The sequence below is a fragment of the Vibrio sp. 811 genome (genome assembly GCF_033339195.1).
The window spans coordinates 20,454-37,681 of record NZ_JAWOUB010000030.1 but is presented as its reverse complement, the minus strand read 5'-3'; the positions used below and the strand labels follow the sequence as shown (position 1 = coordinate 37,681).

Genomic DNA, 17,228 nt, shown 5'->3' with positions numbered 1-17,228 from the left:
TGGCGCTGGACTAAACAAAGGCCCCCTTTTAGGGGGCTCACACAAAGCCACCTTCTTTAGAAGGTGGTAATTTACTTAAGATCGTTTTGTGTTTATTGATAAAACACCGCCAACCAGATGGTTTCTTGCGTTGGGTCAGTCCAGCTCACTTTGTGTTTGGTATGAGCTGGAATCGTAACGTGATCGCCTGCCTCAAGTCGTTGCACTACATCTGATTCAAAAGTCAGCTCTCCAGCTCCTTTAAGAACCAAGACCCATTCATGTTCTTCTTGATCGTACCAGCCACTTTCGGGCGAGGTTTGCCCCGTTGAGACAATGCGTTCTATACGCAGGTTTTTGTGGGTCAGCAGGTCTTCGAACACTTCCTCGTCGAGGTTATTCGGTAAGTCTTTAAACAGGTTCATGGCCTTTCCTTAGAGAATGATCAGTCCAAAAGGCGCAAGCAATTGCTCTTGTTGCCAATCACAAATTTTAACACCAAACAGAGAAACGCGGCGAACATCCAGCCCGTCTAGTTCGACATGAGTCAGATCACACTGCTCAACGTTAAAGGTTCCCCATTGTTCTGGCGAGAATTCGCAGCGAGATAAATCCGAGCCTTTGAGAGTTGCCCCTGCGAGGTTCGCACCGTTCCAACGGTTTTCAAAGAGGTCACATTTTTCTAGTAACACTCGCTCGAAGTTACAGTAGGTGAGGTTGCAGCCAGTAATAAAAGCAGAACAGAAAAACATGGTGTTACTGACGCGATTAGCAAAGTTCGCACCTTGGAAGTTTGCCCCTTTGAGATCGCACTTACGTAGCTCCAAGCCCATACAATTTGCGCCGTTAAACAGGCTCATCGCCAACATGCAGTTCGTAAAGCTAGCGTCTTTTAAGTTCGCGAAGCGAAAACTACACCCTTCTAGCGCTTTGGATTCGATAAAGCGACAGTCGATGAACTTAGCATCGCGCAGATCGGCATGGTCGAAACAGCACATATAAAAGTGGCAGTTTTTAAAGGTAGCATTCTGAAAATCGTGATGAGAAAAGTTTTCTCGTTCAAAAATGAGATCGGTTTTTAACATGTCTTCTCCTTAGCTGCGAGCAGACTAGCACTCCAAGTGACTGATTTTCCAGAAAAATAACCACTTGTATTTCAGTGCTTTACAAACCCCTCAAATCGCGATTTTAAGGGGGCAAACGAGCGTTTTAAGTGGGTTGTTTTTTGAAAATAGAAGACGTAGAGGACGAAAAAAGTTTTTGCTGGCTACGAGCCTTAACGAGAGGATTCGCATTTATGGGTATGCATGGCAACTCACACGCACAGTTTGCATTACAGAATTGTATCCTATTTGCATAATTTGTTGATCAATATGGCGTTTCTCCATACAAAAAACCTATATTTTTCACAAATTGATTTCCATCAAAATAGTAGGGTTTCTATGTGCTAGATTGCGCACAGCTCAAAAAGATATAGATACCCGTGTGCTTCAAGGCGCTGAGTTTACTTGAAATCTCAGATCAGTTAGTAGGCACCCCTTTGGGTACGACATAACGAAGCCCTACGAAAGGAAATAAAAATGAAAAAAACAATCTGCAGTCTAGCAGTGGTTGCTGCACTCGTGTCACCAAGTGTTTTCGCTCATAAACAAGGTGACTTCGTTCTTCGTGTTGGTGCGGCGTCTGTCGTTCCAAACGACAGCAGCGATAAGATTCTTGGTTCTCAAGAAGAGTTAGAAGTTGACTCAAATACGCAGCTTGGTTTGACGTTTGGCTACATGTTCACAGACAACATCAGTTTAGAGCTTCTAGCAGCAACACCATTCAGCCACGACATTTCGACAGATTTGGTTGGTAGTGATATCGCGAAAACCAAACATTTACCACCAACGCTAATGGTGCAGTACTATTTTGGCGAGTCTCAAAGTAAGTTCCGTCCATACGTTGGTGCAGGTCTGAACTACACCATATTCTTTGATGAAGATTTCAATAGTACGGGTAAAGGCGCTGACCTGTCAGATTTGAAATTAGATGATTCATTCGGTCTAGCAGCGAATATTGGTGTGGACTACATGATCAACGATCAATGGTTCCTCAACGCCGCTGCTTGGTACGCAAACATTGAGACAGAAGCAACTTATAAAGCAGGTGGAGTGAAGCAAAAAACCGACGTCAAAATTAACCCTTGGGTATTTATGATCAGCGGCGGTTACAAGTTCTAAGAAAAACCAGTAGTTACACGCACATTACTATTATTGGCATGACTTTGGGGGTGGTTACGGGGACTGCCCCTCTTTTTTATCCTCGTTTTGATTGCACATCATTTACTCCACTTAGCAACATGCAAAATTGGATCTTTACCTTGCAGATCATTTTATTGTCGGAAGATCGAAAAGTCCTACACTGATCACATAATTGAACAAGTGGACAATATAAATGAGCGACGACATCGCAAAGCATTCCTCCTCCAGATCTAAGCTGGTAAAAACTCTTTTCTTTACTCTCTGTGTTATCGCATTTGGTGCGATGTATTGGTCTTGGCAGTATTCAGACAGTCATCCAAGCACGGAAGATGCCTACGTTAGGGCAAAAATTTTGTCGGTAGCGCCTCAGGTAAAAGGCCAAGTGGTTTCTGTGGATGTCAAAGACTTCCAATCTGTTAACAAAGGTGACCTACTGCTGAAGATAGATTCACGCCCATATTTGTTGGCAGTGAAGCAAGCAAAAGCGGCATACCAATTGGCGGTCCAGCAACATGACGTTGCCGATAAGCAGGTAACTGAAGCTGTTGCGGGCTTAGATGCGGCGCGCTCTAACCTGATAGAAGCGCAAGTAGAGTACAAACGTACGGATTCCCTAGTGAAACGCAAACTGGCGTCGGACCAAGATTTAGATACGGCGAAAAACAAACTCGCCAATGCCCAAGCGAGCCTAGAGCAAGCACGTGCGACGGTAGAAAAAGCCATTGCGAACCGTGGTGAAGAAGGCGTAGAGGCTGCGGTCGTTCAACAAGCGGCAGCACAGTTAGCGCAAGCGGAGCTGAACTTGAGCTACACCGACATTACGTCACCAGTGGATGGCATTACCGGTGAAATCAATACGCACGTAGGCTCGGTCGTTAGCGTGGGTCAAACGCTGTTCCCTGTGATTTTAAAAGACAGCTATTGGGTACGCGCGAACTTTAAAGAAACCGATCTTACTCACATCAAACCTGGTATGCATGCGGATGTGGTGATTGATATGTACCCAGACGTGGTGTGGAAAGCAACGGTAGAACAGCTGTCGCCTGCGAGTGGTACATCGTTCTCCTTGATGCCACCAGAAAACGCAACGGGTAACTGGGTTAAAATCAAACAGCGTTTCCCTGTACGTTTGGCATTAGAAGTACCAGCCGATGCGCCGCAACTTCGCGTGGGTGCGAGCTCAGAAGTCACCATTGATTTGCAAAGTAGCGTGCAATGAACCATCAAATTACGGCAGACAAACGGGGGATTGCCACCGTCGCCGTGATGCTTTCTGCCATCATGGTGTTAATCGATATGACCGTTGCGAACGTGTCGCTATCGCACATGATGGGCGCGTTGGGCGCAACGGCAGACCAAATTACTTGGGTGCTGACGGGTTACAGCATGGCGGAAGCGATCTTCATTCCGATGACCAGTTTCTGGGTGTCGCGCTTTGGTGAACGCAAAGTCATGTTGGTTGCTGTGATCGGTTTTGTGATTGCCAGTGCGCTTTGTGGGCAAGCACAGTCTCTTGAAGAGATGGTGCTATTTCGCATTATCCAAGGCGCTTTCGGCGCGTCGGTGATTCCATTGGCGCAGTCGACGTTAGTGCAGATCTATCCGTATGAGCAAAAAGGCAAAGCGATGGCGATTTTCTCCATCGGCATTTTGCTTGGTCCTATTTTGGGCCCAGTTGTAGGTGGTGTGATCACCGACAACATTAACTGGCGCTGGATTTTTTACATCAACTTGCCATTCGGTTTGATCTGTACCTCTTTGATTTATCGCTATATCCATATCGACAACAAATCCAAACCTAACTTTGACTGGTGGATCATCGGTTACATGGCGTTAGGTTTGGGCGCGTTGCAGTTTGTGTTGGATAAAGGGAATGAAGACGACTGGCTCGACTCACGTATGATTCAGACGGCGATATTGCTCGCAGTCATGGGATTGGTGATGTGGATCTATCGCAGTTGGAAAACCAAAAGTCCAATAGCGCCATTGTGGCTACTGAAAGACCGAAACCTTATGGTCTCGTCATTGATGATTGCCGTGGTGTCGATGGCGATGTTTGGTCTGACGACTCAACAACCAATGCTGTTGGAAAGCTTGCTGGATTATCCGGTCTCAACCACTGGCTTATTAATGGCACCGCGAGGGTTGGCGTCGGCGGCGATGTTGATTTTAGTGATTAAGCTCAATCCGCAATTCGATCCCAGAATCAAAATAGTCTTTGGCTTAAGCTGCATCGGGATTGGTAGTTATTTGATGACGCAATACTCACTGCAGATCGATACATTTTGGATTGTGATGCCGAGTATGATTCAGGGGATGGGGCTTGGTTTAACCTTCTCGACGCTATCCACCTTGGCGTATTTAACGATTCCGAAAGAGCAATCTGTTGCGGCGGCGAGTATTTACAATCTGTTCCGTACCATTGGTAGCTCGTTTGGTATTTCTATCGCCACCACGTTCCAATATCGTGATAGTCAGCAGCAATGGCATGCGCTGGGAGAGGGTATTAATCCTTATAATCCTAACTTGCATGATTGGGCGGCCAATCAGGGGCTTTCTATTACCGATCCGGTTACGTTAGACCAATACCAACAGATGTTGCAGCAGCAATCGCAAATGGTCGCGTTTGTGCACACCTTCCAGCTTGTGGGAGTGATGTTCGTGATCATGATGCCGATGCTGGTTTTCATCCGGTCGCGTGAATAACAACAAGTTCCGGTGAATCGTGTAAGAGAACGCCTCTCAAGTTGTATTTGCTTGAGAGGTGTTTTTTATTGGACGGTGTCAATGAAAGACGGACGTTTACTCAAACGTCACTTCATCAAAATGCGGATTGGCTTTGAGCGCGCGCATTGCGACTAATTGTTCAGTCGGGAAGGCGGTGTGCTCACCATCCATATCTAAAAACAAGCACTCTTGTCGCTGCATGTCGTAGCCTGTGTCGAACGCGTTGCCCTGATGAGTTTCACCATTTTTTAGTGTGATCTCGATAGGGAGCTTAAACATACAGGCGATTTCAATAAAATCGTATTGGCTGCAAGTCACCATAGCTTTCTCCTTTCAAACCGACGCAGTATTCAGAAGGTTTGAGAACCGCTTCCTTAATATAGAAAACGTTTGATTGAAACTGAATCTTCATCTTACACCTCATTTTGGTCACGAAATAGACATACACGCACGTTTTAATAAACCTACTGTTGAGCGTTCGCAAGCGAGACAAAACTACGATATGTCTGAAACGATACTTAAGCGCACATACCTAACGAGTGAACAAAAGACACAAAAGCCAAGTTCACTGATTTCCCCTCAAACCTACCATGCGCAGTTGGCGCACCGTGTTCACCACTCGCCTCAATTTGAAAACGGCCGCGTTAAAAACGAGATGCCAAATATCCCTAGCCCGCAATCATTCTGGCAGGTGTGTTGGAGCTATCTTGGTGGTAGAACGCCATTGAGTCCTAACGAACATCTGCCACATTTCCCAATTCAACCTACGCAGTTTGCGCAGAGAAGTGAATCGATGCGCGTTACTTGGCTGGGCCATTCCACCATGCTGGTGGAGGTCGATGGCATTCGAATTCTGACTGATCCGGTATTTGATTACGCTTCTCCGTTCATCGCAAAAGCGTGGTTTGAACGCAATATTCCCAATACCCATGCCAGAGATTGTTTGCCGATTCCTGAAATTATCGTGATTTCGCACGATCATTACGACCATTTAGAAGCATCGACCATACGTTTCTACGCCGATAAACCCGTGACGTTTTATGTGCCCTTAGGGGTTGGCAAGCATCTGATAAAGTGGGGCGTTTGCGCAGACAACATCGTGGAATTCGATTGGTGGGATAGCGTGCACTATGCCGGAACTGAACTGATTTGTACGCCTGCTAACCATAATTCGGGTCGTACTTATTTCGATAAAAACGCGACCCTGTGGGCTTCTTGGGTCATCAAAGGAAAAGAAGAGACGCTCTATTTTAGTGGCGATTCAGCTTACGATTCGCATTTTTCCGAGATCGCACTGCGATGTGGACCAATCGACATTGCCTGTTTGGAAGTGGCTGCCGATGTGAAAGGCCAAGGTTATCCGGTCGAAAACTGGGGACACATGCAGGCTCACCATACCGTGCAAGCGTTTCACGATTTAAATGCGAAAAAACTGTTGCCCGTACATTGGGCTACATACGAGCTATTTACTCACCGTTGGGACGAACCGATTTTAGATTTGCTTGCCCATTGTCAAAAAGAACATATAACGCTGCTGACGCCAATGCCGGGGGAGAGTTTTTACGTTCATCAAGAACATATAAATAAACAGTGGTGGCGAGAAAAAGAAAGAGGTGAGCCAGCTAGAATTTTGACTTAATAATATGTTCTTACTTCAATAATTATTTGAGAAGTTAACCTTGTTATTTTAAAAATATAACAAGGTTTTTACTCGCTTACTCATCAATCACTTGAGGTTTTAACTCGACGACATTTCCTTCCGGATCATGTATATAGAGTGATCTACCGAACCCTTGTGCGCCATACCGCTTCGCAAACTCTTCGGTTTCAATGCCGCGCGCACGCAGATATTCCAGTAATTCATCCTCGGAAAAAGGCGCCAATTGCAGGCAAAAATGGTCAATATTACGACCATTTTGAACTGGTGGCTTACCGCCGAGTTGGCCCAATTCGCTGTCTACCGTCACTACATCAATCAATGCGTTACCTGCCCTAAGTTGAGTTAAACCAAGTTCCGTTACTTCGCGTTCGACAGGGCAGCCCAAAATGTCTCGATAGAAATGCAACATAGCATCGAGGTTACAGGTCCTTAATACAACATGATCAAGCGCTTTGATGGCGATTGGATTTTTGGTGGGCATGCTTCACTCCTTTTTGCATTGTGTTGAGGTAAGTATAAAGTGACCTTAAAAGTGGTGAGAGAAATGATCAAATTCCAGATGTTTTTTTCTAGAGCGAGTGCAGAAACACTGCAACTCAAAGCAAACAAAAAAGGCTAGCGTATTGCTAGCCTTTTGGAATATGGATGGGGCTATTACTCGTAATCAGAAGCGTAAGTTTCTTCGTAAGTGTGTGAGTAAAGCTCGAATAGGTTGCCGAATGGGTCTTCTAGGTAAACCATTTTCGCAGGCTTATTATCGTCTTCTGGATGGTAACGCATGATGTCCATGCGAACTTTGCCACCTAGTGCTTCGGTGCGTTTGATAGCACCTTCAAAATCGTCTGTCTGCAAACAGAAATGGAAGATACCGATGCGAGAAAAATCCACTTCATGGCGCTCTTGACGCTCTTTCATTTCGAATAACTCAAGGCCGATGCCATCACTTGTCACAAGGTGCGCAATGTTGAAGCCTTTAAAGCCTTCCCCAAAGACCGCAATACACATTCTGCCAATTGCCGTTTCGCGTTCTTCAATCACTTTCGTGTTGCCCATAACGACTTTTAGACCTAGCGCTTGCGTGTAAAACTCAACCGCTTTGTCCATATCTCCGACCATAATACCGACATGATTCATTTTCATTTGTTTGCTCCCAACATGTGTGTTTGAACGTTGTCTTGTTTCGATGTGGGAGAGTATATGGCGTGATGTTGATTACATGAAATTATCATAAATTATAAAAATGATAATTTTATTTAATGTTGTACATGTTGGGATTGAGTTAGTGAGCTAAGGCCTCAACAGCTTGCCTCACCGAGGTGAAATGAATCTTGATAATGCACCGTTGCGCGAGGCTGAATTCATGCGATTGGATTAATGACGTAACCTCTTCTACGGACAGCGTTCGTTCTTTTGGGTGTAAAAGAGTGGTGTTCGAACCATTGTTTTTCAATTCGAACGTGTTGCCATTTGAGTCAATAACGTAATCATCTTGCCCAAAAATGAGGGCTTCGCATTCAGAGTCCAAGTCGGATTGGGAATGCGTATAGATCAGCTCATCGTCGCCGTCTAGTTTTAGCAAGCATGGCCAGCATACTGCGTGGTCTCTCATGGTTAACTCATTATTCATTGTTATTTAGAAACTTGACCCAGGTTGTTGCAAAAATGCTAACTCTTCGGGAGTGCTCTTTCTTCCCAATATCGCATTGCGATGAGGATAGCGCCCAAACTGGTCGATGATGGCTTTGTGTTTTAGCTCAAAATCGTAGTTATTTTCAAGCCCTGATGCGCGAAACAATTTTTCAGCTTGGACATGAATGAGGCGAGATTCGCTGTGCATAAACGGCATGTACAAAAAGCTTAGCTGCTCAGGCGCTAATTCTTTGTCGTAACCTAACCGAATTGCCTCTTGAGCCAATGCTAATGCGAGTGGGTCTTGTGCAAACGCTTTTGGGGTGTTGCGATACACATTACGTGAAAACTGGTCGAGGACGATGATTTCGGCCAATCGTCCTTGTGCGCTGTTACGCCAATTAAACAGTTCACAACGAGCGGCTTGTTCTAATACCGAGGCAAATCGCGATGCAATACACTTGTCCAGTTCTGGGTTGTTTTCAAACCAATTTTGGGGCGATAGCTCCTCGAACCAAAATTTGATGACTTCTTGGTACATGGATCTTCCTTCTTATTGCATTAGCTAAAGAATAAAAAGCCAGAAGGCGAGCTCCTGGCTTTCTGCGTGTTATCGACCGTAAGTCTCTACGATGTAACGTTCAAAATCGTCACACATTTGTTCGTCAGAGATGGCGTTGCTTGCCAGCTCTTTACTGCCGTCGACGACTTTAATCGCGGCGTTCAGTGAAGCGACTGATGCTCGCTCTCGCGTCGCAAGTGAGTCGATTTTCTTCTGCTGCACTTCCCATGCCTGTTCTGGCGACAGGTTACACACGTCTGCAAGGTATTTGGCATTGAAGCCTTCGCCAGTCAGGCTGACAATGGTTTCGTTGTGAGACAAGTGATTGCCTGCGTGCCAGTAGTGTTTTGCCAGCAGTGGGCCAATTTCTGGGTTATCCGTCAGGTAACCAAACTTCTCAAGGAAGTATGCACGGGTCTGATACACCGCCATGTGCGCGAGTAGATAACCTTGATACGCACAAGCTGCTTCGTCGGATAGCAAATGTGGAATCGCCATCAGTGGGCGAGGGCTGCATTCCAAACCAAGGATCTGTTTTTCACAATCGCGAGCCAGCTTAGTGATGCGTTCTGGCGTTAACTCGTCATCGCTCAGTTGATATAACGCGCGTTCAAAGTACGGCACAACCAAGATGCTACGTTCTTCATAAGCTTTGAATGGCTGACGACTGTTGATCATCGCTTGAATAATCTCATCAGGAACCGGATTCCCTTCATCATCCAGTGCGTACTGTTTTAGCCAATCGGCATCGGTTAACAGGCTATCACAGAACATCGACTGAGTTTCTGCATAAGCCATTGACGTCGGCGAAAACTCCTGCGAGAAACAAGGCGCGTTCATTTTTACGTTCGCAAAGTGTGCTGCGTGGCCGCCTTCGTGGAACAGCGTGTTAATGCCATCGTAGCCACTGCCCACTTGGTCTGGTTTGGCATTACTGGTGAAGTTCACCTGCGCTGCGACCCATTCGCCTTGATTATAGAAAGAAGGGATAGGGCCGTGGCAGAACCCGTTCGGGTACTTACCTTTGCGATCTAGTAAATCCAGCGTTAGCGTCGCGCCAGAGTAATCAATATTTAGGCGACCAAATGATTCTACCCAGCGTCTCAGAGATTTTGAGAACGGCACGTATGGGTCAAGGTCACGCATAACGTTACCCGCGAATGAGTAAACAAAGTTGTAGCCTGCTAGTGCGCTTGCGCCTTTCTCTTTCGCCAAGTTTTCTAAGCTGTTTAGGTGCGCATCTCGCGTGCGTTGTTCGAAATCTTCCAAAATCTCGAATAGCTGCTCAGTGCTCATCTTTTCCGTTTTTTGCACGGAGTAATCAAAGAAAGTCGCATAACCCAGTGAGCGAGCGAACTGGTTGCGCAGTTTGATCAGTTCAATAAAGCCGTTTTGCAGTAGCCATTGTTCAAGGTTCAGCAACGCTTGATGAGCCGATTGGCGAACTTCTTCATGATTGCTGGTGCGAATGGTTGAGCTTAATACTGGAAGTGAACCTTCTACTTGCTCGCCGTTCTCATCGGTAAATGTTTGTACGTGGTTCTGTTTTTTCTCGAAGAGCTCAGCTTCAAAGGCAATGAGCTGATTTTTCAACGCTTGTGCTTTTTCGCCCTCGATAGCGTGAGATTCAAACATCGCCAGCCAACCAGATAGACCCGTAATGGTTTGTTGTTTCTCTTGTGGGTCGGTAATTGAGTCCGCGGCTTCAAGTTGTTGTTTGATGGCAGTAATTTGCTCGGCGTTGCTTAAAAAGCTTGTCCATGCCGTTTGTGCTTGCGTCGAGCCATCATGGTCATCGCTGATCCCCATGTAAGTTTCCCAAAAGAAATCTTCTTTGGTGCGGTGAATCGCAAGGTAACGTTGATTGAGGTCGTTGAGGTAATCCGTTGCGGTCATTTTGATCCTTCAAATGGTTTCGTTATGTAGACAGTTGATTATTGCACGCTTGGTCGCGAGAAAGGAACGCTAATCTCATTTGTCGATTTTGCATCGCGTAAAGGTGATTTTACTATTTGTTTACATTTGGGTGAGTTAATAGGAGTTATGAGCTTGCAGTGTTAAGACTGGTATAGAGTTTACAGTTTATTAAGTAATTAATCTGCGGTGCGCTATCGATGATCCTTATCAGGTGTAATAAGATTTCCATATCGTGGCGATACAGTTGGAAACGATATGATAAATAAGACAAAAGTTACGTTATTGGCGGTAGGTACGATTTTAGTTGGATGTTCCACAGTCGCGCCACCAAGAAATGATGCGGTTGAAAGCATTCAACAAAAGTGCTCTGTGATTTTAAGCAATGATGTTGCGGGCGATCAGCGCTGGCAGACGTACAACGGCTTGCTTGTAGAATATGCCGTGCATGGCGTTAAGAGTCAGGCACAACTGGAACGTTTTGAAGCGTTTGTGCAGAGAGTGCAAGATGATGAGTCTGGACAGTTAGTTACTGAGTTGATTGAGGTCACCGACTGGGGATGCTCAAACGGCAATTATCTTGAAGAGATGAGCTTGTTTATTCAAGAAGTTCAAAAGTAAAAAACCGAGCGTTAAGTCGCTCGGTTTTTCTGTTTGTGGAACGCTTTTGTACGCCGGTTCGTCAGGACGTTTACTCCTCTGGATACTCGCCCATACCTTGCGTTTTACCTTCCGCTTTCCAATGCTCTCCAGGAGCAAATGCTTCATCGCATAAATCTACGGTGTAGCCCATTTCTGTGATTTCCTTCAAAGTGAGGTTATCAGCAATATTTGCAACTTCCCCCGATTTATTCCGTAACTCCATGTTGATCTCTCCTCTGTAGGTAGACGAGTGGCATCAATGCACAGTGAAGAATGCATTGCTAACCTTTGTTCTAAGTATATAACCCTCTGCTAAAAATGAAGGTTTAATCCACTTTTTAAATATGGTTAATTGGATAATGCTTTGAGCTGCTTCCGTTATTTAGAACCGCAGCATCGCGATAGTTTGCCATTTGTGATTTATTGAGTGATTAAACGGTCAATTTGGAAACTCGAAATGGTGATTCTCGACCACGCTTTAGCACAACAAATTGTTGATCGAACCATGTCCATCATTGGTCACAATGTGAATGTGATGAACTCGGCAGGCATCATCATTGGCAGTGGCGACCCTAAACGTGTTGGGCAAGTGCATGATGGCGCGGTACTGGCGCTGAATCATGGCGATTCGCTAGAGCTTAATGAGCAGCAATGTTTGACGTTGCAGGGTGTCAAACCCGGTATCAATATGTTGTTGAAATTACATGGCGACGTGGTCGGTATTGTTGGCGTCACAGGCGAGCCGGAGAAAATCCGAGATTTTGCAAAACTGGTTAAAATGACCGCTGAACTGACAATCGAGCAAGCTGCGCTGGTGGAAAAATTTCAGTGGGACAGACGTCATCGTGAAGAGTTTATTCTGGCTTGGATCAATGGCAAATTGACCGATGAAGAGCTGAAAGATTGGGCGATGCGTCTTTCTATCGATGTTACTCAATCACGGGTGGCAACGGTGATTGAAGTCTCGACGCCGTCCGCCTCGAAAAGCATGAAGAGTGTGCGCAATATTGTTGAGCTGCTTGAATACCCAGAGCGTAACAACCTAGTTGCGATTGTCTCAGTGAATGAAATTGTGGTGCTGAAACCGTGTCATTCCGCCAAGCAGTGGGATAGCCAAATCGAAAGTGAACGCATTGATAAGTTGATGTCGCGTTTAAGCGATCACGATTCGCATACGTTTCACATTGCGCTAGGACAGCTGTTTAATGAGCCTAAAGATGTCGCGTTGTCATACCAAAGCGCGAAGCAGGTATTAGCCATTGGCAAGCAGTTCTACCCAGAGAAACGTAAGTACCTGTTCGATGAACTTCGTTTGCCTGTTTTGTTAGCGCCGTTGGCGGATATTTGGCAAGGTGAACAAATTATTGATGGCGTGAAACGGTTGAAAGAGAAAGACAAATCCGGGCAATTATTGAAAACCCTAGATGCGTTGTTTGAATGCAATGGCAATGTGACGGAATGCTCTAAAATGCTGTTTATTCACCGGAACACTCTGCGTTATCGGTTAGAAAAAATCACCGAGATAACGGGGCTACCAACCACCAATTTTGTGGGGTTAGCGGAGCTTTATATTGCGACTCGGCTCTCAAAAATGGCGTGACATTGTGCATTTGCACAATACGCGTTATTTTTTGACCACATCATTTGTCACTCCGCCTAAAGGAATTCGAAAGCAAACGATTAATAATTCATGCGTCCCTACATGTTGAGTGAGCCAACACGGACTCGCTCAGCAAAATAAGAATAAATGGAGTTATCATGAACCTTATATTAATCCTGCTTGGGGTGATCGCATTTATTGTGCTCACGACCACCAAATTCAAATTACATCCCTTTTTAGCGCTGATCATCGCGGCGTTCCTTGCGGCATTTGCTTACGGCTTACCGGCAGATAGCATTGCCAAAACCATTGCTTCTGGCTTTGGCGGCATCCTTGGTTACATTGGTTTGGTTATCGTTTTAGGTACCATCATTGGTGTTATTTTGGAAAAAAGTGGTGCGGCGATCACCATGGCCGATACGGTCATCAAAGTGTTGGGTGAGCGTTTCCCTACATTGACCATGAGTATCATCGGTTACATCGTTTCTGTTCCAGTATTTTGTGATTCAGGCTTTGTCATTCTGAACTCGCTCAAAGAATCACTCGCGAAGCGTTTAAAAACCTCAAGCGTTGCGATGAGTGTGGCGTTGGCAACTGGCCTATACGCAACGCACACGTTTGTGCCGCCAACTCCTGGTCCGATTGCCGCTGCGGGTAACTTAGGCCTGGAATCTAACCTTGGTTTAGTGATTGGTTTGGGTGTGTTTGTTGCAGCGGTTGCGGCGTTAGCGGGGATGTTGTGGGCGAACCGATTCCAACATGTTGAACCAGATGGCATTGAAGCCGCAGAAGAAATTCAGCAAGACTGGCAAGCACTCAAAGCGTCTTACGGCAAATTGCCAACGGCGAGCCAAGCATTCGCTCCTATTTTTGTTCCTATCTTATTGATCTGTTTTGGCTCTATCGCGAAATTCCCAAGCCTACCGCTGGGCGAAGGTTTTGTGTTTGATGTTCTGACTTTCTTAGGACAGCCACTAACGGCATTGGTGATTGGCCTATTCCTTTCTGTTCGCCTACTCAAGTCAGACAACAAGATTGAAGAATTTGGCGAGCGAATCAGCCAAGGTATTACGGCTGCTGCGCCTATTCTTTTGATTACCGGTGCGGGTGGTGCTTTTGGCGCGGTGTTAAAAGCAACGCCGCTAGGTGAATACTTAGGTACGACGCTATCGGCGCTGGGCGTGGGTATTTTCATGCCATTTATCGTTGCGGCTGCGCTAAAGTCGGCGCAAGGTTCATCAACGGTTGCATTGGTGACCACATCGGCTTTGGTTGCGCCTATGCTTACGCAATTGGGGCTCGATTCAGAAATGGGCCGCGTATTAACGGTGATGGCGATCGGTGCTGGTGCGATGACGGTTTCTCATGCAAACGACAGTTTCTTCTGGGTAGTTTCGCAGTTTAGCCGCATGTCGGTGGGCTTAGCGTACCGCGCGCAAACCATTGCTACGCTCGTTCAAGGTGTCACGGCAATGGCATTGGTGTACATTTTGAGCCTCGTTCTCTTATAAGTCTCTGGAAATACGTATGAAAGTGGTAATTGCACCTGATTCATTTAAAGAAAGCTTAACCGCCAAACAAGTGAGCGAGGCGATCAAAACGGGTCTTGTTCGCGTATGGCATGATGCTGAGTTTGTTACGGTTCCGGTCGCAGACGGTGGCGAAGGCACGGTTCAATCTTTGATAGATGCAACTCAAGGCGAACAAGTCTTCACAACGGTGACCGCGCCATTAGGGAATGATGTTGAAGCGTTTTATGGCATCCTCGGCGACGGCGAAACCGCGGTTATTGAAATGGCGGAGGCCAGTGGGTTGCACCTTGTGCCGAGTGACGCTCGCGACCCAAAACTGACCAGTAGCATTGGTACTGGACAGCTGATCAAACACGCGCTAGACAGAGGCATTCAACGTTTAATCATTGGTTTGGGCGGCAGCGCTACCAATGATGGTGGCGTGGGCATGTTGACCGCGTTGGGGGTGGCGTTTCTTGATGAATCTGGTCATGCAATTACCCCAAATGGAGGCGGGTTAGCGGCGCTTGCGTCCATCGATATTTCTGGTCTTGACCCTCGTTTAGCAACTTGCGAAGTGTTGGTAGCGTGCGATGTTGATAACCCACTCTGTGGTGACAAAGGCGCGTCGGCTATCTTTGGCCCGCAAAAGGGAGCGACCGTATCAGACGTTACTCTGCTCGATAACGCATTGCGCAAGTTTGGCGAGTTGACGGAACAAGCGACGGGTAAGCATGTACTGACTCGTGAAGGGGCGGGTGCTGCTGGTGGTATGGGCGCGGCCTTGCTCGGGTACACGCCAGCACGTTTGCAACCGGGAATTGAGATTGTGCTTGAAACGGTCAAACTTGCTCAGCATGTTGCGGATGCGGATATCGTATTTACAGGCGAGGGTCGAATCGATCATCAAACCGCACATGGCAAAACGCCGATGGGCGTTGCTCAGGTCGCCAAGCAGTGTAATTTACCAGTCATTGCATTAGCAGGCTGTGTGGGCGACAACTATCAGGCGGTTTATGAGTGCGGCATTGATGCGGTGTTTGCTTGTGTACCAAGGGCGATGAGCTTACCTGAGGCCATGAAAGAGGCCGACGTCAACGTTGCTAATTTAGCCGAAAACGTCGCGAGAATGTGGCAAATTAAGTCGCACTGAGGGCGATAACGATACGAGAAAACTCCACCTTTGCGTGGAGTTTTTTGTTGTTACCTGTTTGCGTGTGTGGGCATAAGTTCATTTATTAAGAGCGAGTTAACAGACATGCTTTGCTATCAATTTTGCCAGTGTTTGCATCGCGTGACTCCAATCGGTTTCATGACCAAAGTTTGCCACGCTGAGGCGTACGCAATGCCGATATTGCCCTTGAGTGCCAAATACGGTGCCGGGAAGTAGGCTGATTCTGTGCTTATTGCACGCTTGATACAACGCATAACTGTCCGTGTCTTCGGGCAGGCGCAACCAAAGCAAGAACGAGCCTTGCACGGCGTTGATCTGGTATCGATTTTTTAGAGATTCGTATTCATCCAAGTATTGATGAAGCATCTGGATAAATCGGCGCATGTTGTTTTGATAAACCCGACCCATTCGCGCAGTATGCGTTCGATACTTGCCTGACGTTAGAAACGTTGCCACGGCAGACTGCATCAGGTTCAAACTGCCCATGTTCTCACACAGTAGATATTGCTCAATTTGATCTCGATATCTCCCCGCCAGCATCCAACCAATTCTCAAACGCGAATCGAGTGTTTTGGATAACGAATTTACGTAAATCACGCGTTGCTTGTCATCGAGCAAGCTCAAGCTTGGCAACGGCTTATCATAACTTAACCCGCCAAACACATCGTCTTCGATAATAGGAACATTGCCGGACGCCAAGAGCAATTGTTGACGCTTTTCTAGCGGCATCATAGCACCAGTAGGGTTGGTGAAGTTTGGTGTTACGATGATCGCTTTTATGTCCCATGTCGCCATTGCTTTTGCTAAGGCTTCGGGGCACATACCGTCTCGTGGGCAACTCGGGATCTCCACCACTTTGAGGCCGAGTGATTCGAGCATCAATAAGTTGCCAAAATAACAAGGAGACTCCACCGCGACGATATCGCCTTTTTGTGTCGTTGCGCGCAGCGCTAGGCTTATTGCTTGTTGCGCGCCGTGCGTCACCATGATTTCATCCAATTTGGCTGGCGTGCCCAAATCTTGCGTGATTTTCGCCAGTTGTTTAATTAAGAGGTGATCACCGGGTGGCAACTGGTAATGGCTCGGTACATGCGTTTGCTGGCGGCTGTGACGGCCAATCTCGGCGTACAAGCTTTTGATCGCGGGGGAATCAATGTTTGGGTGGGCAGAGCCAGCGGGCAAACGCTCTTGGTATTCAGGGTACGTGAGGATTTCTTTACAGATCGAGAGCAAATCCACACGAGTCGGATCCGGAATTGAGCGAGAGGTCGGCAAGGCGATTTTCACTCGATAACCCGATTTGGGAACCGAGTACACCAAGTTTTGCGCTTCCAGCTCTTGATATGCACGAATCACGGTGTTTTTGCTGACGTTTAACTCTTGGCTCAATGAGCGAATGGAGGGCAGTCGATCATCCGCTTGATAAACGCCACCATTGATGGCTTGTTTGAGGTGTTTTTCCACCACGAGGTACTTATTCCCTTCACCGCTTCCCAATAAATCTGTACCCATAAAAACACTTCCATCTGTCACTTTTTGAAAACACTGTACCTAATTACATTAGCAGCATCTCAAAACATAAAACAA

18 protein-coding genes are annotated in these 17,228 nt (G+C 46.5%); 8 read left to right on the top strand and 10 right to left on the bottom strand.

Features of this window, described 5'->3' with window-relative positions:
• Positions 1–92 precede the first annotated feature (92 nt).
• Both R7Q46_RS23495 and R7Q46_RS23490 read right to left on the bottom strand, forming a co-directional pair.
• A complete protein-coding gene (locus tag R7Q46_RS23495) occupies positions 93–404 on the bottom strand; it encodes a cupin domain-containing protein (protein ID WP_047725283.1) in 312 nt (103 codons plus the stop codon).
• A 9-nt stretch (positions 405–413) separates the two neighbouring features.
• The gene (locus R7Q46_RS23490) at positions 414–1,064 is read right to left on the bottom strand and encodes a Qnr family pentapeptide repeat protein (protein WP_005374358.1); all 651 of its coding nucleotides are present in this window, start codon (positions 1,062–1,064) and stop codon (positions 414–416) included.
• A gap of 495 nt (positions 1,065–1,559) precedes the next feature.
• Here R7Q46_RS23490 and ompW point away from each other — a divergent pair, with 495 nt between their 5' ends.
• The 3 genes from ompW to R7Q46_RS23475 all read left to right on the top strand — a co-directional run bounded on the left by ompW (position 1,560) and on the right by R7Q46_RS23475 (position 4,928).
• The gene (ompW, locus tag R7Q46_RS23485; protein WP_017634373.1) at positions 1,560–2,201 is read left to right on the top strand and encodes an outer membrane protein OmpW; all 642 of its coding nucleotides are present in this window, start codon (positions 1,560–1,562) and stop codon (positions 2,199–2,201) included.
• A gap of 214 nt (positions 2,202–2,415) precedes the next feature.
• A complete protein-coding gene (locus R7Q46_RS23480; RefSeq protein ID WP_213871349.1) occupies positions 2,416–3,441 on the top strand; it encodes an HlyD family secretion protein in 1,026 nt (341 codons plus the stop codon).
• Positions 3,438–4,928: an MDR family MFS transporter gene (locus R7Q46_RS23475; protein ID WP_213871350.1), complete on the top strand. Its 1,491-nt coding sequence runs from the start codon at positions 3,438–3,440 to the stop codon at positions 4,926–4,928. Before R7Q46_RS23480 ends, R7Q46_RS23475 begins: the two co-directional genes overlap by 4 nt.
• A gap of 96 nt (positions 4,929–5,024) precedes the next feature.
• Here R7Q46_RS23475 and R7Q46_RS23470 read toward each other — a convergent pair whose 3' ends face one another.
• Positions 5,025–5,270: a Rho-binding antiterminator gene (locus tag R7Q46_RS23470; RefSeq protein WP_005460845.1), complete on the bottom strand. Its 246-nt coding sequence runs from the start codon at positions 5,268–5,270 to the stop codon at positions 5,025–5,027.
• A 181-nt stretch (positions 5,271–5,451) separates the two neighbouring features.
• Between R7Q46_RS23470 and R7Q46_RS23465 the strand changes: the two genes are divergently transcribed.
• Complete coding sequence (locus R7Q46_RS23465) at positions 5,452–6,588, top strand: MBL fold metallo-hydrolase (protein ID WP_318077816.1); 1,137 nt, start codon at positions 5,452–5,454, stop codon at positions 6,586–6,588.
• Positions 6,589–6,664: 76 nt separating this feature from the next.
• Here R7Q46_RS23465 and R7Q46_RS23460 read toward each other — a convergent pair whose 3' ends face one another.
• The 5 genes from R7Q46_RS23460 to R7Q46_RS23440 form a co-directional block, all read right to left on the bottom strand.
• Entirely contained in the window at positions 6,665–7,090 is a 426-nt protein-coding gene (locus tag R7Q46_RS23460) for a VOC family protein (RefSeq protein WP_017634369.1), read from the bottom strand.
• A gap of 173 nt (positions 7,091–7,263) precedes the next feature.
• Positions 7,264–7,749: a VOC family protein gene (locus tag R7Q46_RS23455; RefSeq protein ID WP_005374344.1), complete on the bottom strand. Its 486-nt coding sequence runs from the start codon at positions 7,747–7,749 to the stop codon at positions 7,264–7,266.
• 139 nt (positions 7,750–7,888) lie between these two features.
• Positions 7,889–8,218 carry a DUF4144 domain-containing protein gene (locus tag R7Q46_RS23450; protein WP_033907198.1) on the bottom strand — a complete coding sequence of 110 codons (330 nt, stop codon included), beginning with the start codon at positions 8,216–8,218 and terminating at the stop codon, positions 7,889–7,891.
• 24 nt (positions 8,219–8,242) lie between these two features.
• Positions 8,243–8,779, bottom strand: a complete 537-nt coding sequence (locus R7Q46_RS23445; protein ID WP_017821016.1) for a DUF924 family protein — start codon at positions 8,777–8,779, stop codon at positions 8,243–8,245.
• A gap of 69 nt (positions 8,780–8,848) precedes the next feature.
• Positions 8,849–10,696: a M3 family metallopeptidase gene (locus R7Q46_RS23440; protein WP_064376360.1), complete on the bottom strand. Its 1,848-nt coding sequence runs from the start codon at positions 10,694–10,696 to the stop codon at positions 8,849–8,851.
• 276 nt (positions 10,697–10,972) lie between these two features.
• Here R7Q46_RS23440 and R7Q46_RS23435 point away from each other — a divergent pair, with 276 nt between their 5' ends.
• The gene (locus tag R7Q46_RS23435) at positions 10,973–11,335 is read left to right on the top strand and encodes a hypothetical protein (protein WP_017634365.1); all 363 of its coding nucleotides are present in this window, start codon (positions 10,973–10,975) and stop codon (positions 11,333–11,335) included.
• A 70-nt stretch (positions 11,336–11,405) separates the two neighbouring features.
• Here the strand turns inward: R7Q46_RS23435 and R7Q46_RS23430 are convergent, their stop codons facing one another.
• Entirely contained in the window at positions 11,406–11,579 is a 174-nt protein-coding gene (locus R7Q46_RS23430) for a hypothetical protein (protein WP_005374332.1), read from the bottom strand.
• A gap of 234 nt (positions 11,580–11,813) precedes the next feature.
• Here R7Q46_RS23430 and R7Q46_RS23425 point away from each other — a divergent pair, with 234 nt between their 5' ends.
• From R7Q46_RS23425 to R7Q46_RS23415, 3 genes are all read left to right on the top strand, one after another.
• Entirely contained in the window at positions 11,814–12,956 is a 1,143-nt protein-coding gene (locus tag R7Q46_RS23425; RefSeq protein ID WP_081107476.1) for a sugar diacid recognition domain-containing protein, read from the top strand.
• Between the two features lie 158 nt (positions 12,957–13,114).
• A complete protein-coding gene (locus tag R7Q46_RS23420) occupies positions 13,115–14,467 on the top strand; it encodes a GntP family permease (protein ID WP_258473836.1) in 1,353 nt (450 codons plus the stop codon).
• A gap of 16 nt (positions 14,468–14,483) precedes the next feature.
• Positions 14,484–15,620, top strand: coding sequence for a glycerate kinase (locus R7Q46_RS23415; RefSeq protein ID WP_258473835.1), 1,137 nt, complete (start codon positions 14,484–14,486; stop codon positions 15,618–15,620).
• Positions 15,621–15,716: 96 nt separating this feature from the next.
• On the opposite strand, the gene R7Q46_RS23410 is transcribed toward R7Q46_RS23415, so the two are convergent.
• A complete protein-coding gene (locus tag R7Q46_RS23410) occupies positions 15,717–17,153 on the bottom strand; it encodes a PLP-dependent aminotransferase family protein (protein WP_172563680.1) in 1,437 nt (478 codons plus the stop codon).
• Positions 17,154–17,228: the final 75 nt, after the last annotated feature.

Excerpts from the sequence above, each read along its gene's own strand:
- R7Q46_RS23495 (WP_047725283.1), bottom strand. The coding sequence starts at position 404 with ATGAACCTGTTTAAAGACTTACCGAATAACCTCGACGAGGAAGTGTTC.
- R7Q46_RS23490 (WP_005374358.1), bottom strand. The coding sequence starts at position 1,064 with ATGTTAAAAACCGATCTCATTTTTGAACGAGAAAACTTTTCTCATCAC.
- ompW (WP_017634373.1), top strand. The coding sequence starts at position 1,560 with ATGAAAAAAACAATCTGCAGTCTAGCAGTGGTTGCTGCACTCGTGTCA.
- R7Q46_RS23480 (WP_213871349.1), top strand. The coding sequence starts at position 2,416 with ATGAGCGACGACATCGCAAAGCATTCCTCCTCCAGATCTAAGCTGGTA.
- R7Q46_RS23475 (WP_213871350.1), top strand. The coding sequence starts at position 3,438 with ATGAACCATCAAATTACGGCAGACAAACGGGGGATTGCCACCGTCGCC.
- R7Q46_RS23470 (WP_005460845.1), bottom strand. The coding sequence starts at position 5,270 with ATGGTGACTTGCAGCCAATACGATTTTATTGAAATCGCCTGTATGTTT.
- R7Q46_RS23465 (WP_318077816.1), top strand. The coding sequence starts at position 5,452 with ATGTCTGAAACGATACTTAAGCGCACATACCTAACGAGTGAACAAAAG.
- R7Q46_RS23460 (WP_017634369.1), bottom strand. The coding sequence starts at position 7,090 with ATGCCCACCAAAAATCCAATCGCCATCAAAGCGCTTGATCATGTTGTA.
- R7Q46_RS23455 (WP_005374344.1), bottom strand. The coding sequence starts at position 7,749 with ATGAAAATGAATCATGTCGGTATTATGGTCGGAGATATGGACAAAGCG.
- R7Q46_RS23450 (WP_033907198.1), bottom strand. The coding sequence starts at position 8,218 with ATGAGAGACCACGCAGTATGCTGGCCATGCTTGCTAAAACTAGACGGC.
- R7Q46_RS23445 (WP_017821016.1), bottom strand. The coding sequence starts at position 8,779 with ATGTACCAAGAAGTCATCAAATTTTGGTTCGAGGAGCTATCGCCCCAA.
- R7Q46_RS23440 (WP_064376360.1), bottom strand. The coding sequence starts at position 10,696 with ATGACCGCAACGGATTACCTCAACGACCTCAATCAACGTTACCTTGCG.
- R7Q46_RS23435 (WP_017634365.1), top strand. The coding sequence starts at position 10,973 with ATGATAAATAAGACAAAAGTTACGTTATTGGCGGTAGGTACGATTTTA.
- R7Q46_RS23430 (WP_005374332.1), bottom strand. The coding sequence starts at position 11,579 with ATGGAGTTACGGAATAAATCGGGGGAAGTTGCAAATATTGCTGATAAC.
- R7Q46_RS23425 (WP_081107476.1), top strand. The coding sequence starts at position 11,814 with ATGGTGATTCTCGACCACGCTTTAGCACAACAAATTGTTGATCGAACC.
- R7Q46_RS23420 (WP_258473836.1), top strand. The coding sequence starts at position 13,115 with ATGAACCTTATATTAATCCTGCTTGGGGTGATCGCATTTATTGTGCTC.
- R7Q46_RS23415 (WP_258473835.1), top strand. The coding sequence starts at position 14,484 with ATGAAAGTGGTAATTGCACCTGATTCATTTAAAGAAAGCTTAACCGCC.
- R7Q46_RS23410 (WP_172563680.1), bottom strand. The coding sequence starts at position 17,153 with ATGGGTACAGATTTATTGGGAAGCGGTGAAGGGAATAAGTACCTCGTG.